This window comes from Pseudomonas sp. W15Feb34 (assembly GCF_023127765.1).
In the GTDB taxonomy this organism is placed as follows: Bacteria; Pseudomonadota; Gammaproteobacteria; order Pseudomonadales; family Pseudomonadaceae; genus Aquipseudomonas; species Aquipseudomonas synxantha_A.
In genome coordinates this window covers 286773-311156 of the sequence record NZ_SPKN01000046.1, presented here as the reverse complement: position 1 = coordinate 311156, position 24384 = coordinate 286773, and the positions used below count along the sequence as shown (strand labels likewise).

22 protein-coding genes and 1 pseudogene are annotated in these 24384 nt (G+C 54.5%); 5 read left to right on the top strand and 18 right to left on the bottom strand.

Annotation, left to right across the window (positions count from 1 at the left end; translation table 11 throughout):
- Positions 1-82: 82 nt before the first annotated feature.
- The 6 genes from E4O97_RS24935 to E4O97_RS24910 are packed head-to-tail and all read right to left on the bottom strand — an operon-like array spanning position 83 to position 6007.
- Positions 83-1825 (bottom strand): ABC transporter substrate-binding protein, encoded by a 1743-nt coding sequence (locus tag E4O97_RS24935; protein ID WP_216091611.1) that lies wholly within the window; start codon positions 1823-1825, stop codon positions 83-85.
- A gap of 32 nt (positions 1826-1857) precedes the next feature.
- Positions 1858-2130 carry a DUF2160 domain-containing protein gene (locus tag E4O97_RS24930; protein WP_003192011.1) on the bottom strand — a complete coding sequence of 91 codons (273 nt, stop codon included), beginning with the start codon at positions 2128-2130 and terminating at the stop codon, positions 1858-1860.
- A gap of 11 nt (positions 2131-2141) precedes the next feature.
- Complete coding sequence (locus E4O97_RS24925; RefSeq protein WP_003192012.1) at positions 2142-2942, bottom strand: carbohydrate ABC transporter permease; 801 nt, start codon at positions 2940-2942, stop codon at positions 2142-2144.
- A gap of 10 nt (positions 2943-2952) precedes the next feature.
- On the bottom strand, positions 2953-3819 hold the full coding sequence (locus E4O97_RS24920) for a sugar ABC transporter permease (RefSeq protein WP_005789024.1): 867 nt from the start codon (positions 3817-3819) through the stop codon (positions 2953-2955).
- Complete coding sequence (locus E4O97_RS24915) at positions 3816-4913, bottom strand: ABC transporter ATP-binding protein (RefSeq protein ID WP_248162540.1); 1098 nt, start codon at positions 4911-4913, stop codon at positions 3816-3818. The genes E4O97_RS24920 and E4O97_RS24915 overlap by 4 nt, the downstream gene beginning before the upstream one ends.
- On the bottom strand, positions 4913-6007 hold the full coding sequence (locus E4O97_RS24910; protein ID WP_057703149.1) for an ABC transporter ATP-binding protein: 1095 nt from the start codon (positions 6005-6007) through the stop codon (positions 4913-4915). Before E4O97_RS24910 ends, E4O97_RS24915 begins: the two co-directional genes overlap by 1 nt.
- A 366-nt stretch (positions 6008-6373) precedes the next feature.
- On the opposite strand from E4O97_RS24910, the gene E4O97_RS24905 reads away from it, so the two are divergent.
- Positions 6374-8188: a sigma-54-dependent Fis family transcriptional regulator gene (locus E4O97_RS24905; protein ID WP_248162539.1), complete on the top strand. Its 1815-nt coding sequence runs from the start codon at positions 6374-6376 to the stop codon at positions 8186-8188.
- A gap of 1 nt (position 8189) precedes the next feature.
- On the opposite strand, the gene E4O97_RS24900 is transcribed toward E4O97_RS24905, so the two are convergent.
- The 10 genes and pseudogenes from E4O97_RS24900 to E4O97_RS24855 form a co-directional block, all read right to left on the bottom strand.
- The gene (locus E4O97_RS24900) at positions 8190-10301 is read right to left on the bottom strand and encodes a TonB-dependent receptor (protein WP_248162538.1); all 2112 of its coding nucleotides are present in this window, start codon (positions 10299-10301) and stop codon (positions 8190-8192) included.
- Between the two features lie 135 nt (positions 10302-10436).
- Entirely contained in the window at positions 10437-10706 is a 270-nt protein-coding gene (locus E4O97_RS24895; RefSeq protein WP_148853868.1) for a hypothetical protein, read from the bottom strand.
- A gap of 132 nt (positions 10707-10838) precedes the next feature.
- Positions 10839-11579, bottom strand: coding sequence for a hypothetical protein (locus tag E4O97_RS24890; protein ID WP_005789034.1), 741 nt, complete (start codon positions 11577-11579; stop codon positions 10839-10841).
- Positions 11580-11731: 152 nt separating this feature from the next.
- On the bottom strand, positions 11732-12049 hold the full coding sequence (locus E4O97_RS24885; RefSeq protein ID WP_032880721.1) for a hypothetical protein: 318 nt from the start codon (positions 12047-12049) through the stop codon (positions 11732-11734).
- 731 nt (positions 12050-12780) lie between these two features.
- Positions 12781-13071: a hypothetical protein gene (locus tag E4O97_RS24880; RefSeq protein WP_236648079.1), complete on the bottom strand. Its 291-nt coding sequence runs from the start codon at positions 13069-13071 to the stop codon at positions 12781-12783.
- Positions 13072-13216: 145 nt separating this feature from the next.
- Positions 13217-13324: pseudogene (locus tag E4O97_RS24875) on the bottom strand (VOC family protein); the annotation flags it as partial.
- An 856-nt stretch (positions 13325-14180) separates the two neighbouring features.
- On the bottom strand, positions 14181-15122 hold the full coding sequence (locus E4O97_RS24870) for a hypothetical protein (protein ID WP_169918359.1): 942 nt from the start codon (positions 15120-15122) through the stop codon (positions 14181-14183).
- Positions 15123-15285: 163 nt separating this feature from the next.
- The gene (locus E4O97_RS24865) at positions 15286-15489 is read right to left on the bottom strand and encodes a hypothetical protein (protein WP_169918360.1); all 204 of its coding nucleotides are present in this window, start codon (positions 15487-15489) and stop codon (positions 15286-15288) included.
- A gap of 15 nt (positions 15490-15504) precedes the next feature.
- Positions 15505-16329, bottom strand: a complete 825-nt coding sequence (locus tag E4O97_RS24860) for an HNH endonuclease signature motif containing protein (RefSeq protein WP_248162537.1) — start codon at positions 16327-16329, stop codon at positions 15505-15507.
- Positions 16322-16711: a (deoxy)nucleoside triphosphate pyrophosphohydrolase gene (locus E4O97_RS24855; RefSeq protein WP_169918361.1), complete on the bottom strand. Its 390-nt coding sequence runs from the start codon at positions 16709-16711 to the stop codon at positions 16322-16324. The genes E4O97_RS24860 and E4O97_RS24855 overlap by 8 nt, the downstream gene beginning before the upstream one ends.
- Positions 16712-17085: 374 nt before the next feature.
- Here E4O97_RS24855 and E4O97_RS24850 point away from each other — a divergent pair, with 374 nt between their 5' ends.
- The 3 genes from E4O97_RS24850 (at position 17086) to E4O97_RS24840 (ending at position 21600) form a co-directional block, all read left to right on the top strand.
- On the top strand, positions 17086-17298 hold the full coding sequence (locus E4O97_RS24850; protein ID WP_043046698.1) for a hypothetical protein: 213 nt from the start codon (positions 17086-17088) through the stop codon (positions 17296-17298).
- 514 nt (positions 17299-17812) lie between these two features.
- Complete coding sequence (locus E4O97_RS24845; protein WP_248162536.1) at positions 17813-19582, top strand: hypothetical protein; 1770 nt, start codon at positions 17813-17815, stop codon at positions 19580-19582.
- Positions 19583-19890: 308 nt separating this feature from the next.
- Entirely contained in the window at positions 19891-21600 is a 1710-nt protein-coding gene (locus tag E4O97_RS24840) for a hypothetical protein (protein ID WP_248162534.1), read from the top strand.
- Positions 21601-21718: 118 nt separating this feature from the next.
- Here E4O97_RS24840 and umuC read toward each other — a convergent pair whose 3' ends face one another.
- The gene (gene umuC, locus E4O97_RS24835) at positions 21719-22996 is read right to left on the bottom strand and encodes a translesion error-prone DNA polymerase V subunit UmuC (RefSeq protein WP_169918364.1); all 1278 of its coding nucleotides are present in this window, start codon (positions 22994-22996) and stop codon (positions 21719-21721) included.
- On the bottom strand, positions 22989-23414 hold the full coding sequence (locus E4O97_RS24830; protein WP_169918365.1) for a S24 family peptidase: 426 nt from the start codon (positions 23412-23414) through the stop codon (positions 22989-22991). The genes umuC and E4O97_RS24830 overlap by 8 nt, the downstream gene beginning before the upstream one ends.
- A gap of 101 nt (positions 23415-23515) precedes the next feature.
- On the opposite strand from E4O97_RS24830, the gene E4O97_RS24825 reads away from it, so the two are divergent.
- Entirely contained in the window at positions 23516-24211 is a 696-nt protein-coding gene (locus tag E4O97_RS24825; RefSeq protein ID WP_169918366.1) for an SOS response-associated peptidase family protein, read from the top strand.
- The last annotated feature ends 173 nt before the right edge of the window (positions 24212-24384 follow it).

The following is a 24384-nucleotide window of genomic DNA, read 5'->3' as shown; positions in this document are numbered from 1 at the left end:
GATGAAATGCAGGGCGTCGCACTTCAAGCTTCAAACAAAACGGCACGTAAACGTGCCGTTGCGTCGTACTCACTTAGCGCTGTTACTTGCGCGCCGCCTCCCACTGTTTAAGCAGATCGTTGTAGTTCACGGTTTCGCCCTTGGGCTTCTCGTTTGCCAGTTTCGGCTTCGGCGCGCCCGGCTGGTCGAACCAGTATTGCGCGTCACGCTCGGGGTTCATTTTCGGGCCGCACACCGGTTGCACCTTGGAGCGTTCCAGGCGCGTCATGATCGCGTCCTGCTCCTTGGCCAGATTGTCCAGCGCCTGTTGCGGGGTTTTCTCGCCGCTGGCGGCGGCGGCGATGTTGCTCCACCACAGTTGCGCCAGGCGTGGGTAGTCCGGCACGTTGGTGCCGGTAGGCGACCACTCGGTGCGCGCCGGGCTGCGGTAGAACTCCACCAGGCCCCCGAGCTTGGGCGCCATGTCGGTCATGGCCTGGGAGTTGATATCAGACTCCCGAATCGGCGTCAGGCCAACGATGGTCTTCTTCAGCGACACGGTTTTGGAGGTCACGAACTGCGCGTACAGCCAGGCCGCGAGTTTCTGTTTCTCAGGCGTGGACTTGAGGAAGGTCCAGGAGCCTACGTCCTGATAGCCCTTCTTCATGCCCTTTTCCCAGTACGGCCCGACCGGCGACGGCGCCATGCGCCATTTCGGCGTACCGTCGGCATTCACCACCGGCAAGCCCGGCTTGACCATGTCGGCGGTAAACGCGGTGTACCAGAAGATCTGCTGGGCAATGTTGCCCTGGGACGGCACCGGGCCGGATTCGGAGAAGGTCATGCCCGCCGCTTCCGGCGGCGCGTAGGCTTTCATCCAATCCACATATTTTTGTGTGGCGAACACCGCCGCCGGGCCGTTGGTGTCGCCGCCGCGGGTCACGCTGGAGCCCACCGGGTGGCAGTCCTCCACACGAATGCCCCACTCGTCCACCGGCAAGCCGTTGGGCAAGCCCTTGTCACCGCCGCCGGCCATGGAGAACCACGCATCGGTGAAGCGCCAGCCCAGGGACGGGTCTTTCTTGCCGTAGTCCATGTGCCCGTAGACGCGCTTGCCGTCGATTTCCTTGACGTCTTCGCTGAAGAATTTGGCGATGTCTTCATAGGCCGACCAGTTCACCGGTACGCCGAGGTCGTAGCCGTATTTTTCCTTGAACTTGGCTTTCAGCTCCGGGCGTTCGAACCAGTCGGCGCGGAACCAGTAGAGGTTGGCGAACTGCTGGTCGGGCAACTGATAGATCTTGCCGTCCGGCGCGGTGGTGAAGGACAGGCCGATAAAGTCCTTGAGGTCCAGGGTCGGCGAGGTAAAGTCCTTGCCTTCGTTGGCCATCAGGTCGGTGATGGACTCGGTCTTGCCGTAGCGAAAGTGCGTACCGATCAGGTCCGAGTCATTGACCCAGCCGTCATAGATATTCTTGTCGGACTGCATCTGGGTTTGCAGCTTCTCCACCACGTCGCCTTCCTGTAGCAGGTCGTGGGTCAGCTTGATGCCGGTGATTTCACTGAACGCCTTGGCCAGTACCTTGGATTCGTACTCGTGGGTGGTGAGGGTTTCCGACACCACGTTGATCTTCATCCCACGGAAGGGCTCCGACGCCTTGATAAACCACTTCAATTCCTCAAGCTGTTGGGCTTCGGTGAGGGTCGAGGGCTTGAACTCGCTGCCGATCCATTTTTTCGCGGCATCTTCATACGCATCGGCCCAGGCCGAAGCGCTCAAACCGCTGAGGGCCAGTACGGCGGCCAATGAAATGCTATGTCGCAGCTTATTGTTTTTATTCAACATAGAGACCTCCTGGTTGTTTATTCATAAGGGCATTAGCCCCAACGCATCACACTCAACAGCCATAACAGGGAGAGCGCGGACGCCACCCAGATGCTCCAGTCGGTAACGCCGATGACCAGCAAATGCAGGTAGGCGCTGCCGAGAAGACCGATAAACAAGCGATCACCACGGGTGGTGCTGATCGGCAGCAACCCGCGCCGAGGAATGCTCGGCGAACGCAGTTCCCAGGTGGTCATGCCCGCCAGAATCAGGGCGATGCCGCCAAAGAACAGCGCAGTGGGGGTGGTCCAGGCCATCCATTCCATCATCGATTCCTCTAGACCCGGCCCAGGGCAAAGCCCTTGGCCACGTGGTTGCGAACAAACCAGATCACCAACATGCCCGGGAGGATAGTCAATACCCCCGCTGCCGCCAGTACCCCCCAATCAATCCCCGACGCAGAGACCGTGCGGGTCATTACCGCCGCGATGGGCTTGGCGTTGACCGAAGTCAGCGTGCGCGCCAGCAGCAGTTCGACCCAGGAAAACATAAAGCAGAAAAACGCAGTCACCCCAATGCCGGAGCCGATCAGCGGGATAAAAATCTTCACGAAGAACTTGGGAAAACTATAGCCATCGATGTAGGCGGTTTCGTCGATTTCCTTGGGCACGCCGGACATGAAGCCTTCAAGGATCCACACCGCCAACGGCACGTTGAACAGGCAGTGAGCCAGGGCCACGGCGATGTGCGTATCGAACAGGCCGATGGAGGAATACAGCTGGAAAAACGGCAGCAGAAACACCGCCGGCGGCGCCATGCGGTTGGTCAGCAGCCAGAAGAACAGGTGCTTGTCACCCAGGAAGCGGTAGCGCGAGAACGCATAGGCTGCCGGCAGCGCCACGCTCAGAGAGATCACCGTGTTCAGGCTTACGTAGTACAGCGAGTTGAGGTAGCCGGTGTACCAGCTCGGGTCGGTGAAGATCACTTTGTAGTTGGCCAGGGTGAAATCCTGGGGAAACAGGGTCAGGCCGCCGAGGATTTCGGTGTTGCTCTTGAACGACATGTTCAACAGCCAGTAGATCGGCACCAGCAGGAACAGGATATAAACCAGTAACGGAATAAGCTTGCGCTTGCTCATGTTGGCGGCCTCAGCGGTTGGCGTCGGAATGGGTCATGGCGGTGTAGAACAGCCAGGACACCAACAGGATGATCAGGAAATACACCAGCGAAAACGCCGCTGCCGGGCCCAGGTCGAATTGGCCTACGGCCATCTGGGTGAGCGTCTGGCTCAAGAAGGTGGTGGCGTTCCCCGGCCCGCCCCCCGTGAGTACGAAAGGCTCGGTGTAGATCATGAAACTGTCCATGAAGCGCAGCATCACCGCGATCAAAAGCACGCTTTTCATCTTCGGCAACTGGATATGTCGGAACACTGCCCAGGCCGATGCACGATCAATCCGCGCGGCCTGGTAGTAGACGTCCGGAATGGCCCTTAAACCCGAGTAGCACAACAGCGCCACCAACGAGGTCCAGTGCCACACATCCATCACCAGCACGGTGACCCAGGCGTCCATGGTGTTGGCCGCATAGTTGTAGCTGATGCCCATGGCGTTGAGGGTCGAACCCAGCAGGCCGATGTCGGCACGGCCAAAGATCTGCCAGATGGTGCCGACCACGTTCCATGGAATCAGCAGCGGAATGGCGAGGATAATCAGCACCAGTGATGACCAGCGTCCTTTGGTCGGCATGGTCAAGGCGATGGCGATGCCCAGCGGGATTTCAATCAGCAGCACGCAGGCCGAATAGATGAACTGGCGCAGCAACGAGTCATGCAAACGTGGATCGAGCAGCACCTGCTTGTACCAGTCGGCCCCGACGAAGTAGCGGCTGGACTGGTCGAAAATATCCTGCACCGAGTAATTGACCACGGTCATCATCGGGATCACCGCACTGAACGCCACCAGCAGGAACACCGGCAATACCAGCCACCAGGCCTTGTTGTTCTGCACCTTGTTCATGGCGCCACCTCCAGCAGGTAATCGTCGGCGTAAAGCATCAGCCATTGCGCGGGGAAGCTGATGGACGCCCTGCCCTCCGGCACCGGTTTGTCTTCGGCCAGGCGCACTTTGAGCATGGCGCCGTCGAGGTTGAGGGTCATGATCTTGTAGGTGCCCAAGTCCTCCACATGTGTGACGTCGGCTTGCAGGGCGTCAGGGTTGTGGTCATCCCATACATGGATAAATTCCGGGCGAATGCCAACCTGGAGTTTTTTGCAGTCGGTCGCGTTGATCCGTTGCTGCAACGCCTCCGACAGCGGCAGAAAGGTATTGGCAAACCCCACACCACCACCCCTGGCCTGCACCTCAATCAGATTCATCCCGGGGCTGCCGATGAAATAACCGACAAAGGTATGGCTCGGGCGCTCGAACAATTCACGCGGGGTGCCGAACTGCACGATCTGCCCGCCGTACATCACCGCGATCTTGTCGGCGAAGGTGGAGGCTTCCAGTTGGTCGTGGGTGACGTAGACCATGGTGATATTGAACTGCTCATGGATCTGCTTGAGCTTGCGCCGCAGTTTCCATTTCAGATGCGGGTCGATCACCGTCAGCGGCTCATCGAACAGGATCGCCGACACGTCATCGCGCACCAAGCCACGGCCCATGGAGACTTTCTGTTTTTCGTCGGCGGTGAGGTTGCGGGCTTTTTTGCTCAGCAGGGTTTGCAGGTCCAGAACTTCGGCAATTTCCTGCACCTTGCTGTGGATTTTCGCTTCGGCCATGCCCTGGTTTCGCAGCGGGAAGGCCAGGTTGTCGAACACCGTCATGGTGTCGTACACCACCGGAAACTGGAACACCTGGGCGATATTGCGTTTCTCCGGCGTGAGGTCGTTGACCACCTGGGTATCGAACAGCACCTGGCCTTCAGAGGGGCTGAGCAGGCCGGAGATGATATTGAGCAGCGTGGACTTGCCGCAGCCCGACGGCCCGAGCAACGCGTAGGCACCGCCCTGCTCCCACACATGGTTCATTTCCCGAATGGCGTAGTCCTCAGGCCCTTTTGGCGCGGGGCTATAGCTATGGGCAAGGTTACGCAAATGGATCTCGGCCATCAGGCAACCCTCGCGACACGGCGCCCGGGGGCCTGGACCAAACGGCCCTGTCCATCGAACACAAACAGTTTATGGGTGGGGATATACACGCGGATCGGCGCGTCCACATCGTACTCATGCACCCCCGGCAAGTGCAGCACCAGCAGGAAGTGCTCGCTGCGCACATGCAGGAAGGTTTCCGAGCCGCTGATCTCGGCGACTTCCACGGTCACCGCCAGCTCCAGGTCATCGTCATTGCTCGGTACCAGGCTGATATGGCTGGGACGCACGCCGAAACGGAACTCGCCCTCGCCGATGGGGCGCAGGTCGACGTTGAGTGGGAAATGCACGAAATTGGCGAAGCTCACTTCGTTGCCGCTGATGCGCCCTGGCATCAGATTGATCGGCGGTTCGGAGAACAGCTCAGCGGCCAGAACGGTTTGCGGCTGGTGATAGACCTCGGCGGCCTTGCCGCTCTGGATCACCCGGCCTTCGTGAAGAATGGTGGTGGTGCCACCCAGGGCCAGGGCCTCGTTGGGTTCGGTGGTAGCGTAAATGGCGATGGTGTGGCGCGCTTTGAACAGTTCGCGCATTTCCTGACGCAGCTCTTCGCGCAGTTTGTAGTCCAGGTTCACCAGGGGCTCATCGAACAGAATCAGTTCGGCGTCTTTGACCAGGGCGCGGGCCATGGCGGTGCGCTGCTGCTGGCCACCGGACAGTTCCAGCGGGTGGCGTTGCAGGAACTTCTCGATGCGCAGCATCCTGGCGGTTTCCAGCACCTTGCTCTGGATCAGCTCGTTGGACACACCGGCCTGGCGCAACGGCGAGGCGATGTTCTCGAATACGGTCATGGTGGGATAGTTGATGAACTGCTGGTAGACCATCGACACATTGCGCAGGCGTACCGGCTTTTGCGTAACGTCTACACCGTTCATCAGGATGCGGCCGCTGTCGGGCTTGTCCAGACCAGCCATCAGGCGCATCAGACTGGTTTTGCCCGACAGGGTGCGACCGAGCAAGACGTTGAAAGAGCCGGCTTCAAAACGCAGGTTGGCGTCGTCGATCCAGGTTTGGCCGTCGACAACGCGGGAGACATGTTCCAGGGTCAATGACATGACACGACCTTTTTATTATTGGAATGAATCTGGCCAGGTGTCAGAGCGAGTTTCGTGCCAAAACTGCAAGCGCTTGATGCATAAGGAAATGGGTTAATGGTGATGTTCAGGAGTGAACAAAGTGGCTGAACAACTGAACACTTTCGGGGTTGACAATGAACAGTTCTGAACAACACTCTCATGACCAACACAAGATAAAAATGTGGGAGGGGGCTTGCTCCCGATAGCGGTGTATCAGTCAGCATCTTTTCACTGACATACCGCTATCGGGAGCAAGTCGAATCGTCGCACCGCCCCTCCCACACTTGAACCCATTTCAATGGTTGAATGTGCACATCCAATAACAATAAAAATGAAGGTCGCACCATGGCCGAACCACTGGCACACGACACCCTTATCCAGGAATCCTGGCGACGTTGCCGCGCCTTCGGCCTGGACCACCAGAGCACGCCAAGCTTTGATCAACTGCCCGCCGAAGGCATCAGTCAACTCCTGGAAAGCCAGCATTCACTGGTGCAGACCACGCACCAGGAAGTACTGCCCTACTATGAAAACATCCTCAGCAACTCCAACTGCCTGATCATGCTGGCTGACAATCAGGGCCAGGTGCTGACCTCGTGGGGCACCCAGCGGTTTATCGAACCCAAGCTGGCCCGTGGCTTCAGCCCCGGCGCCAGCTGGATGGAACGTGCCAGCGGCACCAATGCCATCGGCACCGCGCTGGCCTGCGCCCAGGCCGTGCATATCGAGCACGATGAACACTTCCTAAAGGCCAACCGTTTCATGACCGGTTCCGCGGCGCCTATTTTCGACGCCCAGCGCGAAATCATCGCGGTGCTGGATGTGTCCAGCGACAGCTACCTGCCGCCCTCCCACACCCTGGGCATGGTCAAGATGATGAGTCAGACCGTGGAAAACCGGCTGATCCTCAACCTGTTCCGTGGCGAACATTTCCAACTGACCTTCAACACCGGCTTGAGCAACCTCGACAGCCAGTGGGCCGGCCTGCTGATCTTTGATGAAAGCGGCCAGGTACTATCAGCCAATCGGCGTGCGGATAACCTGCTGGGCATCAGCCTGTCGCGGGTGATGATCGACAGTCTGTTCAAGGTGTCGCTGCTGGAGTTGCTCAACCAGCCCGAAGGGTTGCCGTTTGCGTTGCAGGCGGCTGGGCGCAACCGCTTCCAGTGCCTGTTGAAGCGACCCAGGCAGATGCCAGTGCAGGCCCGGGTGTTCAGCCAACCGCCGCCAGCGCTGCCCTCGATCAACCTCAAGACCCTGCACTTTGGCGATGTGCGCATGGAGAAAGCGGTGCGCCAGGCCGAACGCCTGCTGGAAAAGGACATTCCATTGCTGATTCACGGCGAGACTGGGGTGGGCAAAGAGGTGTTCGTCAAAGCCCTGCATCAGGCCAGCTCGCGCAGCCGACAGGCATTGATCGCTGTGAACTGTGCGGCGATTCCGGCTGAGCTGGTGGAATCGGAACTGTTCGGCTACGAAAAAGGCGCCTTCACCGGCGCCAATCAGAAAGGCAGCATTGGCCTGATTCGCAAGGCGGACAAGGGCACGCTGTTTCTCGACGAGATCGGTGATATGCCCTTGCCGACCCAGGCGCGCCTGTTGCGGGTGTTGCAGGAGCGCTGTGTGCAACCGGTGGGCAGCAGTGAGGCGTTCCCGGTGGATTTGCGCATCATCTCGGCGACCAACCGCGCACTGCGCGAGCTGGTGCAGGCCGGGCGCTTTCGCGAGGATTTGTACTACCGCATCGGTGGCCTGACCCTGGAGTTGCCGCCATTGCGCGAGCGCACCGACAAGCAAGCGTTATTCCAGCAACTGTGGCAGCAACATCGCGAGCCGAACCAGTGGGCCGGGCTGAGTGCCGAGGTGCTGGGGTTATTCGAGCAACATCCGTGGCCGGGCAATTTGCGTCAGGTGAGCAGCGTGTTACAGGTGGCGCTGGCGATGGCCGAGGAGCAGCCGATCCGCGCAGAACATCTGCCCGATGATTTTTTTACCGATTTGAAGCAAACGGCGCCGCTGCCCACCTGCGAGCGCCTGGATGAAAATCTTGACCTCAACCAACGCCTGCGAGCCGTGGGCGGCAATATTTCCCACCTGGCGCGGGAGTTGGGAGTGAGCCGCAATACCCTGTACAAGCGCCTGCGCCAGCACGAAGGTTGATTTAACGCCAGCTCCACGACACGCCGGTGTAGATACCACGCCCATCGGCAGGGGTAGAACGTGCTGCGTCCATGCCTTTGTCGTCGTACCCCGGCGTAACGGTATTGGCATAGCGACGGTTGGTCAGGTTGCGCAGATCGACCCAGGCTTGCCAGTCTTGCTTGGGCGCGTCATAGCCGAACGTGGCGCCGAGGGTGGTGTAGGCCGCGGCGTAGTAAGAGTTGGCGTAGTCCACCGCTACCCGCGAGGCATGTTCGGTGTTGAGGCTGGTGTAGAAACCCGTCGGGTGGCTGTAGCGCACCTGCGCCTGATAGTAATGCTTGGGGATGCCGGGCAAGGTGTTGTCGCCGAAACGGTCATCGTCACGGTAGTGGAAGTCGCTGAAGGTATAGGCCTGGCGCAGGTCGAGCTTGCCGTTGCGGCCGCCGTCCCATAGCGGGCTGAGCAGGCTCAGTTCCACGCCCTGGTGCATGGTGGGGCTGGCGTTGGATTCGGCGATGATCGCGCTGCTGTTGGCAGTCTGGGCCTGGGTTTCCACGGAAAGCAGTTCGTGGCGTACTTCAGAGCGGTAGAGGGCCAGGTCCCACTGGCCGAGCCACGCTTCGCCGCGCCCGCCGATTTCCAGGGTGGTGGCGGTCTGGTTCTTCAGGCTGACGCCTTCGCGTGCCAACCCATTCGCAGGGCCAGCGTTGAAGTATTTGTTGGAACCCCAGATCATCGACCAGGCGTGCGGCGGCTCTACCGAGCGGCTCAGGTTGGCGTATACCTGCAATTGCGGGGTGAAGTCATAACGCAGGCCGATACGCGGTGCGTAGTCCCAGTCATGTTGACTGAGCGGCGCCTGGCCATCGGGGTAAGTCACCTGGGTTTCGCGGCGGGTGTAGATCGCGGCGAGGCCGGTGGTGAGCCACAGATCCTCCACCAATTCCAGCTCGTTGCCGACATGCAGCACGGTGTCGGAGCCCAGGTAGCTGTAATCGCGGGTTTTGGTGCCGGGCGCGTAGATTGCGGTGTTGCCTGCGGGGATGCGTACATATTCCGACGCGCCGTTATTGGGCATCGCCTGGGTGGTACGCAGGCCGACGGTGGTTTTGCTGGCGTGGCCGAACAGGCTGTCCTGACGGATGTAGTTCAGGGTGCCGCTGATATCGGTATAGGCGACCTTGAGGCGGTTGGTGCCCTCGCGCAGATCCATCGGGTAGTCGTGATAGGCCAGCCCGACTTCCACTCGGGCGTTGTCGTCCAGTTGCAAGGTGGTTTTGTTGGCGATCCAGGTAGAGCCCGGTTGCAGGCGTTTTGAATCGCGGGCGGCGTTGAGGCTGTTGGCGGCACGTGGGTCGTGGCTGATCTGGTAGCGCGTGAGCTTGCCGGGGGAATCGTTGGTGGTTTCGCGGTAGCGCAGGTAGAAGCGCGTTTCCAGGTCCGGGTTGAAGCGGTAGCCAAAGTTGGCGGCGATGCCCTTGCCGGTTCCGGCGCTCTGGTGCTGGTAGCCGTCGGACTCGGAATCAGTGAGGCTGATGTAGTAATCGGCATCCCCCAGCACCTGGCCGGAACTGACCTCCCGCTGGGCATAGCCGCGGCTACCGACTTCATAGCGCACCTTCAGTTTGGGCGCGTCGTAGCCGGTGTGGGTTACGTAATTGACCGAACCACCCAGGGCCAACGCGCCCTGATCGAAGCCATTGGCGCCCCGCAGCACTTCCACGCGGCTTTGCCACAACGGGTCCTTGAGTTCATAAGGTGTACCGCCCGGGCCCGTGAGCGGCAGACCGTCGAACATTTCATACAGGCCGGAGGCATGGGCGCCCGGGCTGCGATTCAGGCCAGAACCGCGAATGGACAGCTTCACGCCTTCGTTATTCGCCGCCTTGGCGTACACCCCGGCCTGGTACTTGAACACATCCTCGTTACTGCTCACCCGCCCCTGTTGCACGCTACTCATATCGATGTAATTGCTGCCGCCGGGCACGCGCTGTAGCTGTGCCTGGGCAATTTCGCCGGCACTGGCTTCAGTGGTGGTGACTTCGACTGGCGCCAATTGCAGGCCTTCGGCCTGTACCAGCGAGCTGAGAGTCAGGGCGGCAAAAAGAAAGGGCGGTTGGCGCAGCAGCATTGGGGCGGGTCCTTGGAATTACGGAACGCGGCAGGCCAGGCCCACCACGCGAACAGTGATGGGAAGGCAGGCACGCCCGTCAGGTCACGCCTTATTGACGAACCATGGCGCTGGCAAAACAGTACCGGGCAGGTTTCAGCCCTCCGGCTCCGCCAATTCCCGCATCAGATCATCCGCATCGGAACCCGGCGCAAAGCGGAAACCGTACATTTCATCGGTAGCCAGAATCTCGTCCAGGGCATCAAGCAGCTGGGCTTGCGAGGGTGAGTTGCGCAGCAGCGTGTGCGCCGGCAACAGCAACTCGGCAGAGACGCCCTGAGCAGTCGCGGCGTCGATGACCGCGAACAGGATAAACCGCAAACGTATTTCGCGATCCGTGGGCCAAACCGTTTTTCGTTTACCCAAGGGAGGGCCTCGTGTTTAAGAAAAATCCGAGGCTATTGCTCGCAGGCAAGCGTTTCAAGCAGCGAGAGGCAAGATAGGCACCTTCCTACAGCAGAAAGGGAAACACCCCACTGATTGTTCGATGGATGCGCCTCACTGCACCGGCAGGAAGTTCATCAGCAATAAACTTTGCGCGTAATTGAGGCCAATGCGTCGGTAACGCTCATCGAGGATTTGGGTAAGTAAGTCCAGGCGCGCAACGATCTTGCCAAACTCAACGGCAAAACTGAGGTTACTGCCCTCCTCCGATATTTCATTGGAGAACAACAGCAATACACCGTTGGCATCCTGGCGCTGGCTGAGCAGCCAAGTGGCCTTTTCGATATTGCGCGCCGCATTGCTGACAAATTGCGGGTTAATCGAGTCAGTCACATAAAACTGCGTACGCCCGCCGTGGGCGGTCACGAGCATACTGCCAATCGCGTAGATAAACGCGCCGACACGGTCACCACGAAAGTCGGGACTCAGGGAGTAACTCAGGGCGGCCAGATCACGCCGGTCTCCCAGTGCGGGCAAGGGTTGACGGTTTTCGATGGCCTGGCGAATGACCCGGGCGGCGCTCACCGCATCCGGATAGCCCGACTGACGCCACTGGCTGGGATTGCGCAGGTAAAGCTTGCTCATCAGCAGGTAGAGGCTTTGCAGGTTGTCGCGCATCCCCAGGGTGGCCATGCGATCGACACTGGTCTGGAAGAACTCATCGGGCTTGCCATCGCTGAATTGCCTGGCGATATCGCGGCCTTGTTGCTGGCTGCAACCCACTGCGCAGAGCGCAAGCAGCGCAGCCAGCAACAGCGGCCATAGAGAGGTAAAAACTGTTGACGTTCGATCCATCGGCACCGGGTCTGATTCTGTGGGCCACGTGCGGGAGTCGAGTGGCCGGGACAGGGGTAGATCAGCAAAATGGAAAAAAGTGCAGCGGTGCGGGTCAGATAAGCATGGGACTACAGGCGCTGATCTGACCCGGCACTTGATGGCCGGATGCGCTAAAGCACTATCGTGGCAAGCATCCCCAAGGCGCCCAGGCAAAACCCGACCAACGCGCCGCGCCCAGGCGCTTCATGAAACAGCGACCAAACCACCACAGGCTCAAGCAGCAACAAGGACGTGACCGAGACCACGGTGACAATCCAGATATCACCCACCGCCTTGTACCCCAGCCAATAAGCGCCCAGCAGGCAAAGCCCGGCAAAACACATCACCACGACGGGCAGCACAAACGTCGCCCAGGAGCCGCTGCCGGTGTGGGCCAGCCTGGCGGTTACCACCTCGCTGTAGATTGCACAAAACTCCCCGATCACCATCAACCCTAGAGCAAAAACTCCGAGTAGTTCTTTGGACATATCAAAAACTCCTTCGTATTCAGCGCAGTGTTTTTCAGCTCCCAGCCAGCGACGCTGACATCTAGGGAGGCGTTGGCTTGATACGAAATGCTTTTGAAAAGACCTGAATTATCGAAGTACTTGTCCACGCTCATATCCTTCAAAGGGGGTCGAGGCTCAGCGCCTCTTTGGTGAGTGCGAGCTGATCATAGAGGGACCGTGCCGCCATTCACAATGATCGAATGCCGATATTGAACGGTAAAAGCAGAGCCCCTCCCGGTTAGTGAGAGAAAAATTAAATAAGGATTTTCGCTGGAAAAATAAGAAAGGTCTTACATCTTTAGCGCTGATTTCATGCAATTAATCCCATATATTCAAGGAGCTAACCAGAAAGGATACCCATTGCTAGTTGTCACCAGAACACCCAATAAACGCCTATACATCGGCGACGAAATCCAAATCAAAGTGATCAAGGCTGAAGGCGACACTGTGTCCCTAGGAATCACTGCACCGAAACACATCTTGATTATTCGATCAGAGCAAGACGAAAGAGCCTTGGATGACGCGCCTATAGGTTCCGATGCACTGGAATAGGTAAGGTGCCCATGAGCATAATCGTAGTCATGGGCTGGTAATTGATGGCGAGTACTGCCATGAGATTTTCTCTGGAAAAAAAGCCCGCCGAAACGAGCCTTGAGTAAATGGCGGATCGTTTAAAGACAGCTTTGCAGTGCCGCCAGTCTTTTGTTGGCGATCCAGTTGCCAACCACCACATAATATTTGGCCTCCGAGCCGGCCCCTTGAGGCTGAATATCGACGAAATATTGGGAGCCTTCTGTAAAGACCGTATATCCATTATCGCGTCCAGGCTGAAGCGTTGCGCCAGGAGTACCCCCGAAGATGGGCTGGTTTTGCCATTCGTAATGAACACATTTAGCCAGCGCTGCGTCGGACTTCTTCGAGGTCAAGACTTTGTATGGTCCCTCTTGGCGAGCCTCGTTCATCGTTGGCGCCATACACCCCGCTAGCATCGCCACCGCGGCGGCCACTATCAAAATCCGCATGTCATTCCCTTTTTAGTTTGGCGGGACTGTAGCACTGAGAGGGCTGGATGCAAAAAACCCAGCTCGGGACTGGACTGGCAAAGGTTTATGCCTGCGCACTCCAGACCGCCAACTCATAACCATCCGGGTCAATGAAGTGAAACCTTTTGCCTCCAGGAAAAGAGAGAATCTCCCGGTTTAATAGGCATCCAGCATGGATGGAGTACCAGTAAAGTGGGAGCGGCTCGGCGTGATCTGTGCGCCCTGGCTGCATGACTGATTGAGCAATTGCGTTGTCGAACTGTTTGAAGCAGCGACGATCTACCGACGTAGCGGTTTACCGTCGTTCCGAGGAGAGTATGAAGCCTACGCGCTGACCGGGGTAAGCAATAGGTTGCGGAAACCGCCAGAAATGATGCGGAAACGATCAGGCTTTAGAGCTTCTGCCTATCCAAAACCCGAAAACGCAAAAGCCCCACTTTCGCGGGGCTTTTGTATGAATCTTGGCGGGAAACCAGGGATTCGAACCCTGGAGACGCTATTAACGTCCGCCGGTTTTCAAGACCGCTATGCAAATTCACGCGGGCCGATGCCCTGAAAGCCGTCGGCGTTCCATTACTTATGGCAACCGGTCAGGCTACAGAGCGCATTCTGCAGGGGGTGCGTTTTGAGTTTGGGAACCGTTTTTGCCCTCCCAAGCATCGCGTCGAATGAAGGCAAGCCGCAGAATTGCCCAAAGATTTACGACATACATCGTGACTGCTTTCGGCCAGTAGCAGCCAGTCACGAAGGTCGCAATCGACCAAAAGCAGCCGGTCAGAACCGATAGAGATCGACTTAAAGCGGTCGCAGCGATTTTCCCCTCAATCAGATCAGTTCGCATCGTGTGCCGCCTCACTAAACTGAAGCCCCGCCAATGAAATGAATTTTGAAGACATAGCCCCTTACGCTCATAATTCTCCCGTCGACCTCTCGGGCCACATGCGCCTGCTCACCAACTATTAGTTGCTCAATAATACTCACGGTTGCTCGGCTGATCGTATATAGAGAATAAGGTGCGGATGATTGATTTATCGCCTCGGAGGACCCATTAAGTATTTTCTCGAATCATATATGTAATGCTTGATATCGTAAATCTTGTCACTTAGTTCCCAGTGGCGTTCCGGACTATTTCTTTTTGTATTGGCCTTGGTGAAATCGTTAAGAGCGGTTTGTAATTTGTCTAGCGTCATGCCAGGCTTTAATGTTTGAATTCGCCCTCCCATTCCTTGATGATTTAAGAATAGCTGCGCTACAACATCCAGAGCTTTGAGTATTAGCCAGCGATATTCTTTTTGTCCAGTGTGGACAAATTTACAGCTCCAGCTGTAAATGTTTTTTACGTCTTCAAGTGAGACGTTTAGTGCAAAAAAAATAGAGCCTCTTTCCATGAGGAATTTTATAAAGAGACTCATAGGAAAGCTTGCGTCGGTTTGTGGTCGATTGCCTCGAGTAATCCTCAGTAACTTGAAGCCCACCATGTTGCGAAATTTATCTTCAAGGGCGAGCCGGATGTAAAATGGCGCACTGAATTGCTGAAGAATTCTTTTTTGATCGGGCAGTTCAATAAAACTATAAGTGTGAGGAAGGGATGCTTCACGAGCATGATTCAGAAAGGTATAACCAGGGATGGATTTTTGACTCGCAGTTATTTTGGGGATTATATTAAGTTCGGGGAGCTCAAGCTGAAGCTCACTAATTTCTGAAATAATTATCTCGGACAAAGCTATTAAATCGGTAGCCTCCGTTGAAATCCCGAGATAATTTGGCTTGATTTGGCCTGATTGCAATTTCTCGGCTATTTTTTCAAGTTGCTCTGCGATTACCGGCAAATGAGCTACTGGATCTGCAAGCTCCTTCTCGCTTGGAAATGCTCCCGTATATTTCGAATTGTACTTTTCATGAGCCTTTATCAAATTCGCTATTTCTAGGCAGCGCATAACTGCGCTTGTAATTTCTTTTTGCGAAACCATGTTCCCATCCTGAACTTTAATGACCTGATTATCAGTGCTCATGCGTTAAATAGACATTCAATACCTCAAGTGCAGACTTAAACCATTAAAGCACTTAAGGTTTTTTTTGCGCAACACCTAATCCCTCGTAGAATTTTTTCTGTCTATATAACGATGCAGACTGTCAGTTACCAGTCCGATCAACGTTTTTCGAATACAGTACAAACCCACGTAGATGAGTCAAGGCAGCCATTTCAGGATCAAGGCCACGCAACGTGGTTGCCCGCTGGCTACCATCAGGTAGATAAACGATGAGCTCATCTCCGTGAAGCGAGTAGGTGCCGGTATACTTTGTCCCTTCATGCTCAAAACTGATTTCCTCGTCCACACATAGCTCCTTTAATTAGTAGGCATTGACCCGTGCGACCAACAGTATTTTGTCGGCCTGGTCATCAAGCACATGCATTTTTCTATGGCAGTTGGGGCAGAGAGCAACCGTGTTTTCCACCGTGTCTGCTCCACCATGTACAAGCCACTCAATATGGTGTGTCTCCAGATATGGCGTCCCATCTTTCCTGTTGAACGGAGAGGGTTCCTGGCACAAATCACATCGCCCCTTGGATCTACGCTTAGCGTGCTCTGACACCCATGGTGAGCGCTGGTGTTGCGTGACTCTAGCGCTGCGCTTCCCAACATTGGTCCGTCCTTGACGCCGGGCCAACGCTTCTACCTCAGCGTCACTAAATTTCCGGGCCTGTTTATCTTTAATCCGATTGAGTTGCTGCAGCGTGACATCAGAAATTGCCGGCGGAGTGCCCGATCTCAAACGCAAGGGGAAAATCCAAACAAAGCGGTCCTGCCCTTCCACATCCGGTTGTCTCTCTTGGTATGGCTTATCAGCCAGCATTACCTCACCGATGTAGGTATAGGTTTTGGCTGTAAAGACTTCGAATAGATGTACGGCCACTCCATTAATGCGCGACTCGTTCAGTGTTCTGTTTTGGTTGAACGTAAGAGACTGATTACCGACCTGACCCATGCCGGTGTAATGCAATACATCTTCTACCCAGCGATCGTCATAAATTGACGCCACGTGATTAGAAACAATGACGAGAGTATTGGTCCGATTCGACCGGCGCATTCCACCTTGAGGACTGCATAAAAAATGAAGAATTAGGTCTTCGTTATTAAGGTTTGATCCGGGGACAGGAGGAATGAAATCAGCCATATTTCCGGACGACCTCTTCGGCAATGGGAATGTCGGCTGGAGCCAAGTTGTATTGAAGGAGTTCTTGAGTTAGCACCCACTCAAACCGGTCATGGACCTGCAAGGTGAACTGGGTGGATTGCAGCTCAACCGAAATGGCGATCAGTTCGATCTCGCCGCCGGGATAGGCGTAAGTCGTGGTGGTGAGTATTTCACCGGCGACAGACTCAACACCAAGCTCCTCACGTAACTCACGGGTGATGCACTCCAGGGCAGATTCTTCGTGTTCAAGCTTGCCGCCTGGAAACTCCCACAGGCCCTCGAGATTTTGACCTGGGGCCCTACGAGTGATGAGAATTTTCCCATCAAGATGAACGACTGCAGCGGCCACTGGTTTTTTCATGTCGCGAATCCTTATCGCCGAGGCCAAAGGCATCATATAAACAAATGGCCATCATCATAGCCGATTCCCTCAGCCGTTTTGAATCTAGACCAAGGTCGGTCAATTTATGAATCACGCCTGATTTCCTAGATCCTTTTGACGGGCTGCTTTTGGCCGACTGCTGCCCTTCGCGGAAGGCAGCTTAGGATCGCATACGACCGCAGGGAAACTAGCTAAACGATCCGTCCGATGACGGATTGGACGTCGCCCTCCCCAAAACCGCCACTACCCCCTGCTTTCGAGGCATTGAGCGGCCTTTCTCGTAGCAATTTCTAAGCAAGCACCAATTTACTACGCCACTGCTATGCTTAGCCCTTTTAGGCGGGGTGACACACATGGCAGGGGAATACTCACTCCCAGATTTGCTTGAACGAATGTACGAGAATCAGCTCGCGTTGGAAGCAGCTCTGATGGAGTTGGCTCTCCAAAGCGAAAAGCAAGGCATGGATGAGGTTGGTGACAACGTACGTGGTGCTCTATTCGTGATCGGCGAAAATGCTGGGCACATCAAGCAGGGCTTGGCGAAGCTACGAACTAATCGTCTCTGACAAAGCACACCCCGATTGTGCTGGGGTATGAGATAGCTTTGGCGCTAGGGCCCCGCGCTTACTGCCTGTAACGCCCGTTCTTACCTGCTTGCAAAAACGCATAATGGGCATTGAATGGCATGATTTGGCGTACGGTTTGCCCCATTTTTGCCCCATAGCCCCACCGGTGCTGCCGGCTATCCCATGTGTTCAAGGTCACGCTCGGCAAGCCAAATGATTGGCAATATGAATTATTTTGACGGACTGTTTTTTGCCAGAATTGGTCTTTGGTTTTACGATACCCTTGCTTCGCAATCAGCCGTAGACAATTCCCACGCGACTTCGTGTCCTCCGGTCTATAGTTACTGTATTTTCCCATCCGCTGATTATTCGACACGATGCATAAAAATTTTACAGGTAAACCTGGGAAGTCATGCGACGCTAGTGGTATAAATCATCACTTCACAAGTGTTTACCACTACTAATAATACGACCCCGAAAATATTGCGATATACTAACAACGGAAAAACTGATCATGAATCAAGAATGGATTCTCCAAACAAAAGAAACTCGCCGACCATTCTCTAATGCCACTTGGATTCCCTTGAGGGCGTCCGTAAATTACGAAAAAGGAGATATTAAAAGAGCAGGCTACATTTGCGACTATTTTGGTTGCGGATCTGTTGCATTCCCACCAGAACATCGTGAACTGGTTGAGGACTCACTAGGCTGGAGTAATATCGGAATAAGTCATGATGTAGCACCTCACGCTTATGCAGATGGCTATTACGCCCCGATTGATCAGTTTCAGCACAACGATAAAGACCCTATAGGTATTAACTTTATCTTTGATCACCCACAACCTGTTGTTGGCGGAAAACAATGGATTTTAAATCCCGACCTGGTTGTTGCGCTACGCCTCATCAAGGAGGGAACAAACTGGGTTAGACCTGAAGAAAATTTCGTCGTAGTTGCCCGCGAAAGCTTTGACGAAAAAGGCGAACATTGTCTGATCGAGATAAAAAGAGAGTTTTTGCTTGACTATTTAGCGGCAAGAAACCTCTCACTTCGCTTATCTTATTATCGTCAGAGAGTGGAAAATGTGCCTATATTTGAAGAGAGCACCTACTCAACTTTACAAAAACATGAGATAGAAAGAGACAATGGTAGATTCGAGCTTCGAATTCGCGAAATCAATGATGTTTTTGGAGGGGGCTGGGCAATGCTCCGTACTTGGCGAACGGACGTCGATGAGGATGAGGACGCGCCTGTGATGGGCGCCGAAAATGACAATAACACTGATTATGAAAGCTCAAAAGGACATCGTGGAGGTTATGAAGGTGTTCGAATTGAGGGTGAATTTTGGCGGGATGAATGGGTTGATCATCAATCTATAAGTATTCGAGTACGTGGAGATGCAGACACGAATCTGCCTCAATTCATTATTGAGACCGATGGGACTCGCGTAGGGTCGTCCAAACTTTATGATCGAGACATCGGTCGTTGGTTGTGGTTCCGCTCCAGCATAGTTACTGAGCTTCTTACTAATCGTGGATTCAAGCTTGAATGGTATACCGCAGAAACGGGTGGAATTCATTCAACATCTGGCTGTAGGATTCACTTTGGAATTAACTCTTCCGACTTACTTACTGTTCATGCTTATGATATTGCACGCCTTGCCTCTTGGGAACAGCACATTTGGGCAGCACATAATGTTGCCCCGGAGGGGAAGGTGTCTGGAGAATTGCTAGCGTCCCAAGTCAAAGCTCAGCCAGCAGCCACACACGCTGCTGAAAATCTTTTATTCCAAAGTATGCGTTTACTAGAGAGGGGCTTTCAAGAGGAACACCAAATCTCGCTATTCGCTCATGAAATAGATGACTTTGAAACTTCACAGCAAATTTCTCGATTTGTATGTAAGGATCAAGCGTCTTTACTAAGACTGGCAAAAGAACTTATTCGAGTATTCTCAGACAGGCTCAACATTCGCGAATTACGCAAAATTTCAACTCACTCTGAAAAAGATAAGTTTGGATCAAATAAGCTTCTGCAAGATATATTATCTCAGAAGATTGGATCAGATAAAGCCAGAATTTTTTTTGCCGAAATTGCTGGCACCTATGACATGCGTGTCGGAGATGCACATCCGACCGGGTCAAAAGTTTTAGATGCCATCAAGCTCGCAGGCATTGACCAGAACAGCTCATTCTTGCGTCAAGGTGAGCAACTGATTCACAACTTTGGACGATCTATTTGGTATATAGGGAAATTTTACTTCAAAAAGTCTGAGCAGCAGGAAGGCTAGAGTCCAAAAACTCAAACACAAGCTAAATCGGCCGTTTTTTTTGTCTGGCCGAAGCCTTTTACACTGGCCGCTTTTGGGGCGGAAGCTACTGGATTTGTCGTCTGATGCGACAGTTTGCTCATGCTTGATTTCGGCCTGTCATCACCGACGGCAGCCGCCCCATAGCTCTCGTAGGTGGCCGACTGGCAGTCAGTATGTAGTAGTCAATAACCGAAGCCAAAAATGGTTGATACCAAGTTAAAGATGATGCTATACCGACCAACAATCACTATCACTCAAACAACCTAGAATTTCATTTGAGAAAAATCATGAACAGTTTTGACAGCCCAGAAAATGCACAACGACTTCTGGATGCATGGAAGGCAATGAAAGAGGGGAGGCTAAAGTTTCCTCCGTCGTTACAATCCCACGCGGATGAGCTCTTGGCTGCCCCTTTGACGGTTACTGGATTGGTAGATACACAAGGTTTATCTGCAGAGACCATATTGATGGCAAAGAGTTTCGGCGCAGCTCTATCGATACAAAGAGCAGAAGCAGTAAAGGATACAGCCCATCAACCATCGACTGCCATCAACGAAGTTCAAACCGAACTATTTGTCCTCTTCAGTTCGTTATTTGCTGCATTGATATGTCGTTCTGTCGACTTGGTCAAAGACGTGGACGAGATCAAACAACGGATGATGCACCGTGTCAAATATCAGCCAGACGTGTTCGCCAACTCTGTAAACCAAGCAATAGGTGAGCTGGGTGAATTTTATAATCGCCACTCCGTCAATATTTACCAACAAGCAAAGAATTTTGGCGGAATGAGGTTGGTTACAGGGGGGCAGCGTCACTTTGGGCCATCCGCACTTAATGCCGTGCGCATAACCGGACTTTATGCGGACACACAGTTAGTCCCGGACCCTATATATCCATTCTTAAGCTCGGATCTGAACCTGAACGCTGCATACTTGCAACTTGCCATTCAGCTCTTCCATATACTGCAATTGCGCCCGCTAGTAGATGCAAAGCTTCCCGTTCCAGCTGTTTTCATTTTTCCAAGTTTTGAGGAGATCTTGGAGCAAAACGATGCACATACCAAGTTGGGTTTTGAGCAGTTGGCAATTCGGCTGATCTCCCCACTATGCGACGGGCAGATTCAGTCACTGGAAGAACTTTTCGAATATTCAAGTAAACAAGAAACTGATTTCCTTGATGCGCTCATGCCATCAGGTTTGTTTATCCCACCAGGTGGGGAGCCCGGCATTCAACTCAGCGCCAGCGAAGCGGCGAGCCAGTATCTCATTGAGCTTGAGGGAAAGCGCTCTCTCCATATTCTAGATCAGATGAAAAGAATGCCCGTCGGCCTGCTGCTCCTCAATGGAGTCTTGGAAAGACTGCGTCCGCAATACCATTTATTTGAAAATTCCAGTGAGCTTGGAGCGCAGGCACTTCTATCGCAGCCTGTTCACTGGCACTATTTCGAAAAAATCGCTCAAGCAAACGCAAGAGATCTCCGTTCAAAAAATGTGATTTCTGATCAGGCGTATCAGACGCTCCATGCGGTCCAGGATGACAGCCTATCCTGGCTCGCTAATATTCCTGTAACAACTCTTACTCACCTAATTTTGAATAATGAACACCGGTGGCTCCGAGAGGAACTAAATAAATATACCAGTCAACTAGCATCCATCGGCCCGATTGATACGAATGAAATGATCAAAGAGGTCAGCCACGGCCTCGCTTCGCTAGTACAGCGGCAACGTAAGAGTCTTAAGGATATTGAATCAAAGTACGCGCCGAAGAAAGCGGCGATCCTTACAGGCGGCATCTTAGGCGCGGGTCTTGTCGCATCGGCTGTCATGCTTCCCTTACTCTCCCCGCTCTTGGCCGTAAGTGCTCCAGCAGTTGCGCTCGCAGGCGTAGCCAGCGGTGCACTTATTGGTTTTGGTAAGGAAAAAGTAGGTGAAGTCGTTGAGAAGCACCACGCGGGTAAATCCATGCTTGGCGTGCTCGCTACGACGAGACCTAATTAGTATCCACATGTTCAAGGCAGCACGTCAGGTGTTGTACCTAACATTGGGGCGAGATGCCGAAGCTGTGCGTTTCTGCCTGAAGGCATGAAGCTAGGCCCAAGCAAGCCGAAAGCTAACGTTATTTGCATGTGATTGACCAAAGTTGATCTAGCTTGGTCGTGTAGCTCCGGCTCATCATTTCCCTGCGCATAGCCCAAACTGGGTTGCTGGGCACGCTGGCTGAACGCAGCGTTCCCCTGCCCCATCGACCATTGATCATGTCCAGCACAGTCATTACTCGAGTCGACTCAGCGGGCTGCGAAATAGCGAAAAGATCCTCGGTGTACTCGCCGGGCCGACACAGGTTGAGTAGCATCACTTCGGCCTTACTGTATTTGAAGCCTGGCCGGTAAATACGGTCGACCGCGTCAACAGCAGCCTTTGTCAGCAGTCGCACGTCGTCGGTGGGATAGGGCATATCTACCACCACACCGTTGGCATACTTCGCCTCCTCTGGATTGAACATGCCCGTGCGGATACATACACGCACTTTCTTGCACAGCGATCCTTGTGCCCGGAGTTTTTCTGAGGCGCGCATCATGTAGGTGGCCACAGCTTCCTTAATAGAAGGCAAATCAGTCAGGCGCTTGCCAAACATGCGGCTACAGCAGATCTCCTGCTTTGGCGGATCGGGCTCATCCAATTCCAGACAAGGCGTTCCGCACAGCTCCCTGGCAGTCTTCTCAATAACAACGCTGAACTTCTTGCGGAGCGTCCAGGGGTCCGCCTTAGCCAAGTCCATGGCCGACTTAATGCCCATCGCTCCCAGGTGGAGTTTCATCTTTCGGCCAACACCCCACACTTCCGCCACGTCGGTATTGCGCAACACCCAGTCGCGCTTAATCGGTTCGGTGATGTTGACCACACCGCCAGTCTGCGACTGCAACCGCTTCGCGGTGTGGTTTGCCAGTTTCGCCAGTGTCTTCGTATGAGCTATACCAACGCCGACAGGAATGCCGGTGCAACGAAGTACCTGGGCGCGAATCTGTCGGCCCAAGGCATCCAGGCCACCGATACCAGTCAGGTCGGCGAATGCCTCGTCGATGCTATACACCTCAACTGCCGGCACCATCGCCTCGATCAGACTCATCACGCGTTCGCTCATGTCGCCGTACAGCGCATAATTGGAGGAGAAGGCGACAATGCCGTGCTGCCTGAGCTTATGCTTGATCTGGAAATACGGCTCGCCCATCTTGATGAACGGCTTCGCGTCGTAGCTGCGTGCGATCACACAGCCATCGTTGTTGCTCAGCACCACAATGGGCACCTTCGCCAGGTCCGGCCGGAACACTCGCTCGCAACTGGCATAGAAGCTGTTGCAGTCGATCAGCGCAAAGGTCGGTTCTTGCTTAGACATGGCTGCGCACTGTGCTGGTGATCACACCCCAGATTGACAGCTCATCCCCTTCGAGAACGTAACGCGCCGGGTATTTGGGATTCTCCGATAGCAAGACCACCTCCCGGCCGCGCTTACACAGGCGCTTGCAGACGGGCTCATTGTTCAGCAGAGCCACCACCACATGCCCGTGAGCAGGCTCAATGGCACGATCCACCACGGCGAGATCGCCTTCGAAGATACCAATCCCCTGCATGCTTTCCCCGGTGATTGCTACCAGGTACACATGCGGTGCGCGGATATTCAGAACCTCATCCAATGAGATGTGCTGCTCAATATGATCCGCCGCCGGCGAAGGAAAGCCGGCTGGAACCTGGAACGAGCACATAGGCAGCTTTGCGCCTGCCTCAGCGATAGGACCTAGAATGGTGAAGCTCATGATGCGGCCTTTTACAGATACTGTACGAATGTACAGTTAACTTTGTAGGGCGCTTGCGGTCAATTTTTCTGTAGGGGATTTCGACAGGCGGAGAGGTGCATATGTGCGGACGATTCGTGCAGTACGAAGGGATGGCGATCTTCATTGAAGAACTGAGCCCCCAGATAGAGCTGTTCAGCGGTTACGACGCTCAGCCTATTGATCGCTACAACGTCGCGCCGTCGACACGGGTGCAGGTGCTACACGCCGCAGAGGATGGGCTGCATATTGATACAGTCAAATGGGGATGGGCGCCGTTCTGGGCCAAGGGCAAGCGCCCCGATCCGATCAACGCCCGTGTAGAGACGGTCACCACGGGAAAGTTCTTCAAGCAACTTTGGCCGAAAGGCCGAGCCCTGGTGCCGAGTGAAGGGTGGTACGAGTGGGTCAAAGACCCTGACGATCCGAAGAGAAAGCAGCCCTACTTCATTCGCCTGAAGAGTCAGAAGCCCATGTTCTTTGGCGCGCTCGCCCAAGTTCATCCTGGCCTAGATCCCCAAGACGGCGATGGGTTCGTGATCATCACCGCCGCCAGCGATCAGGGCATGGTGGACATCCACGACCGCAAGCCGCTGGTGCTGACACCTGAGCACGCCAGGGAATGGCTTGATCCGAATCTCACTCCAGCACGAGCCGAAGAAATCGCGCGCACGTGCTGCCAACCAACTGACGACTTTGGGTGGTACACAGTGAACAAAGCCGTCGGCAACCCTCGGAATCAAGGGGCCTCTTTGATTCTCCCATCTGAGGAGAAATAGTCTGCCCCAACAGCAGCACGGTTTGAGGAAAATTTTAGCCGCTAAAATGCGGTTTGTGGTTACTTGCGTTATTGCGCTATTGCGTTAATTCGTTATTGCGTTAATTCGTTATTGCGTTATTGCGTTATTGCGTTAATCCATCAATCAGCTTCCTCGTACCTTTGTACCTAGGA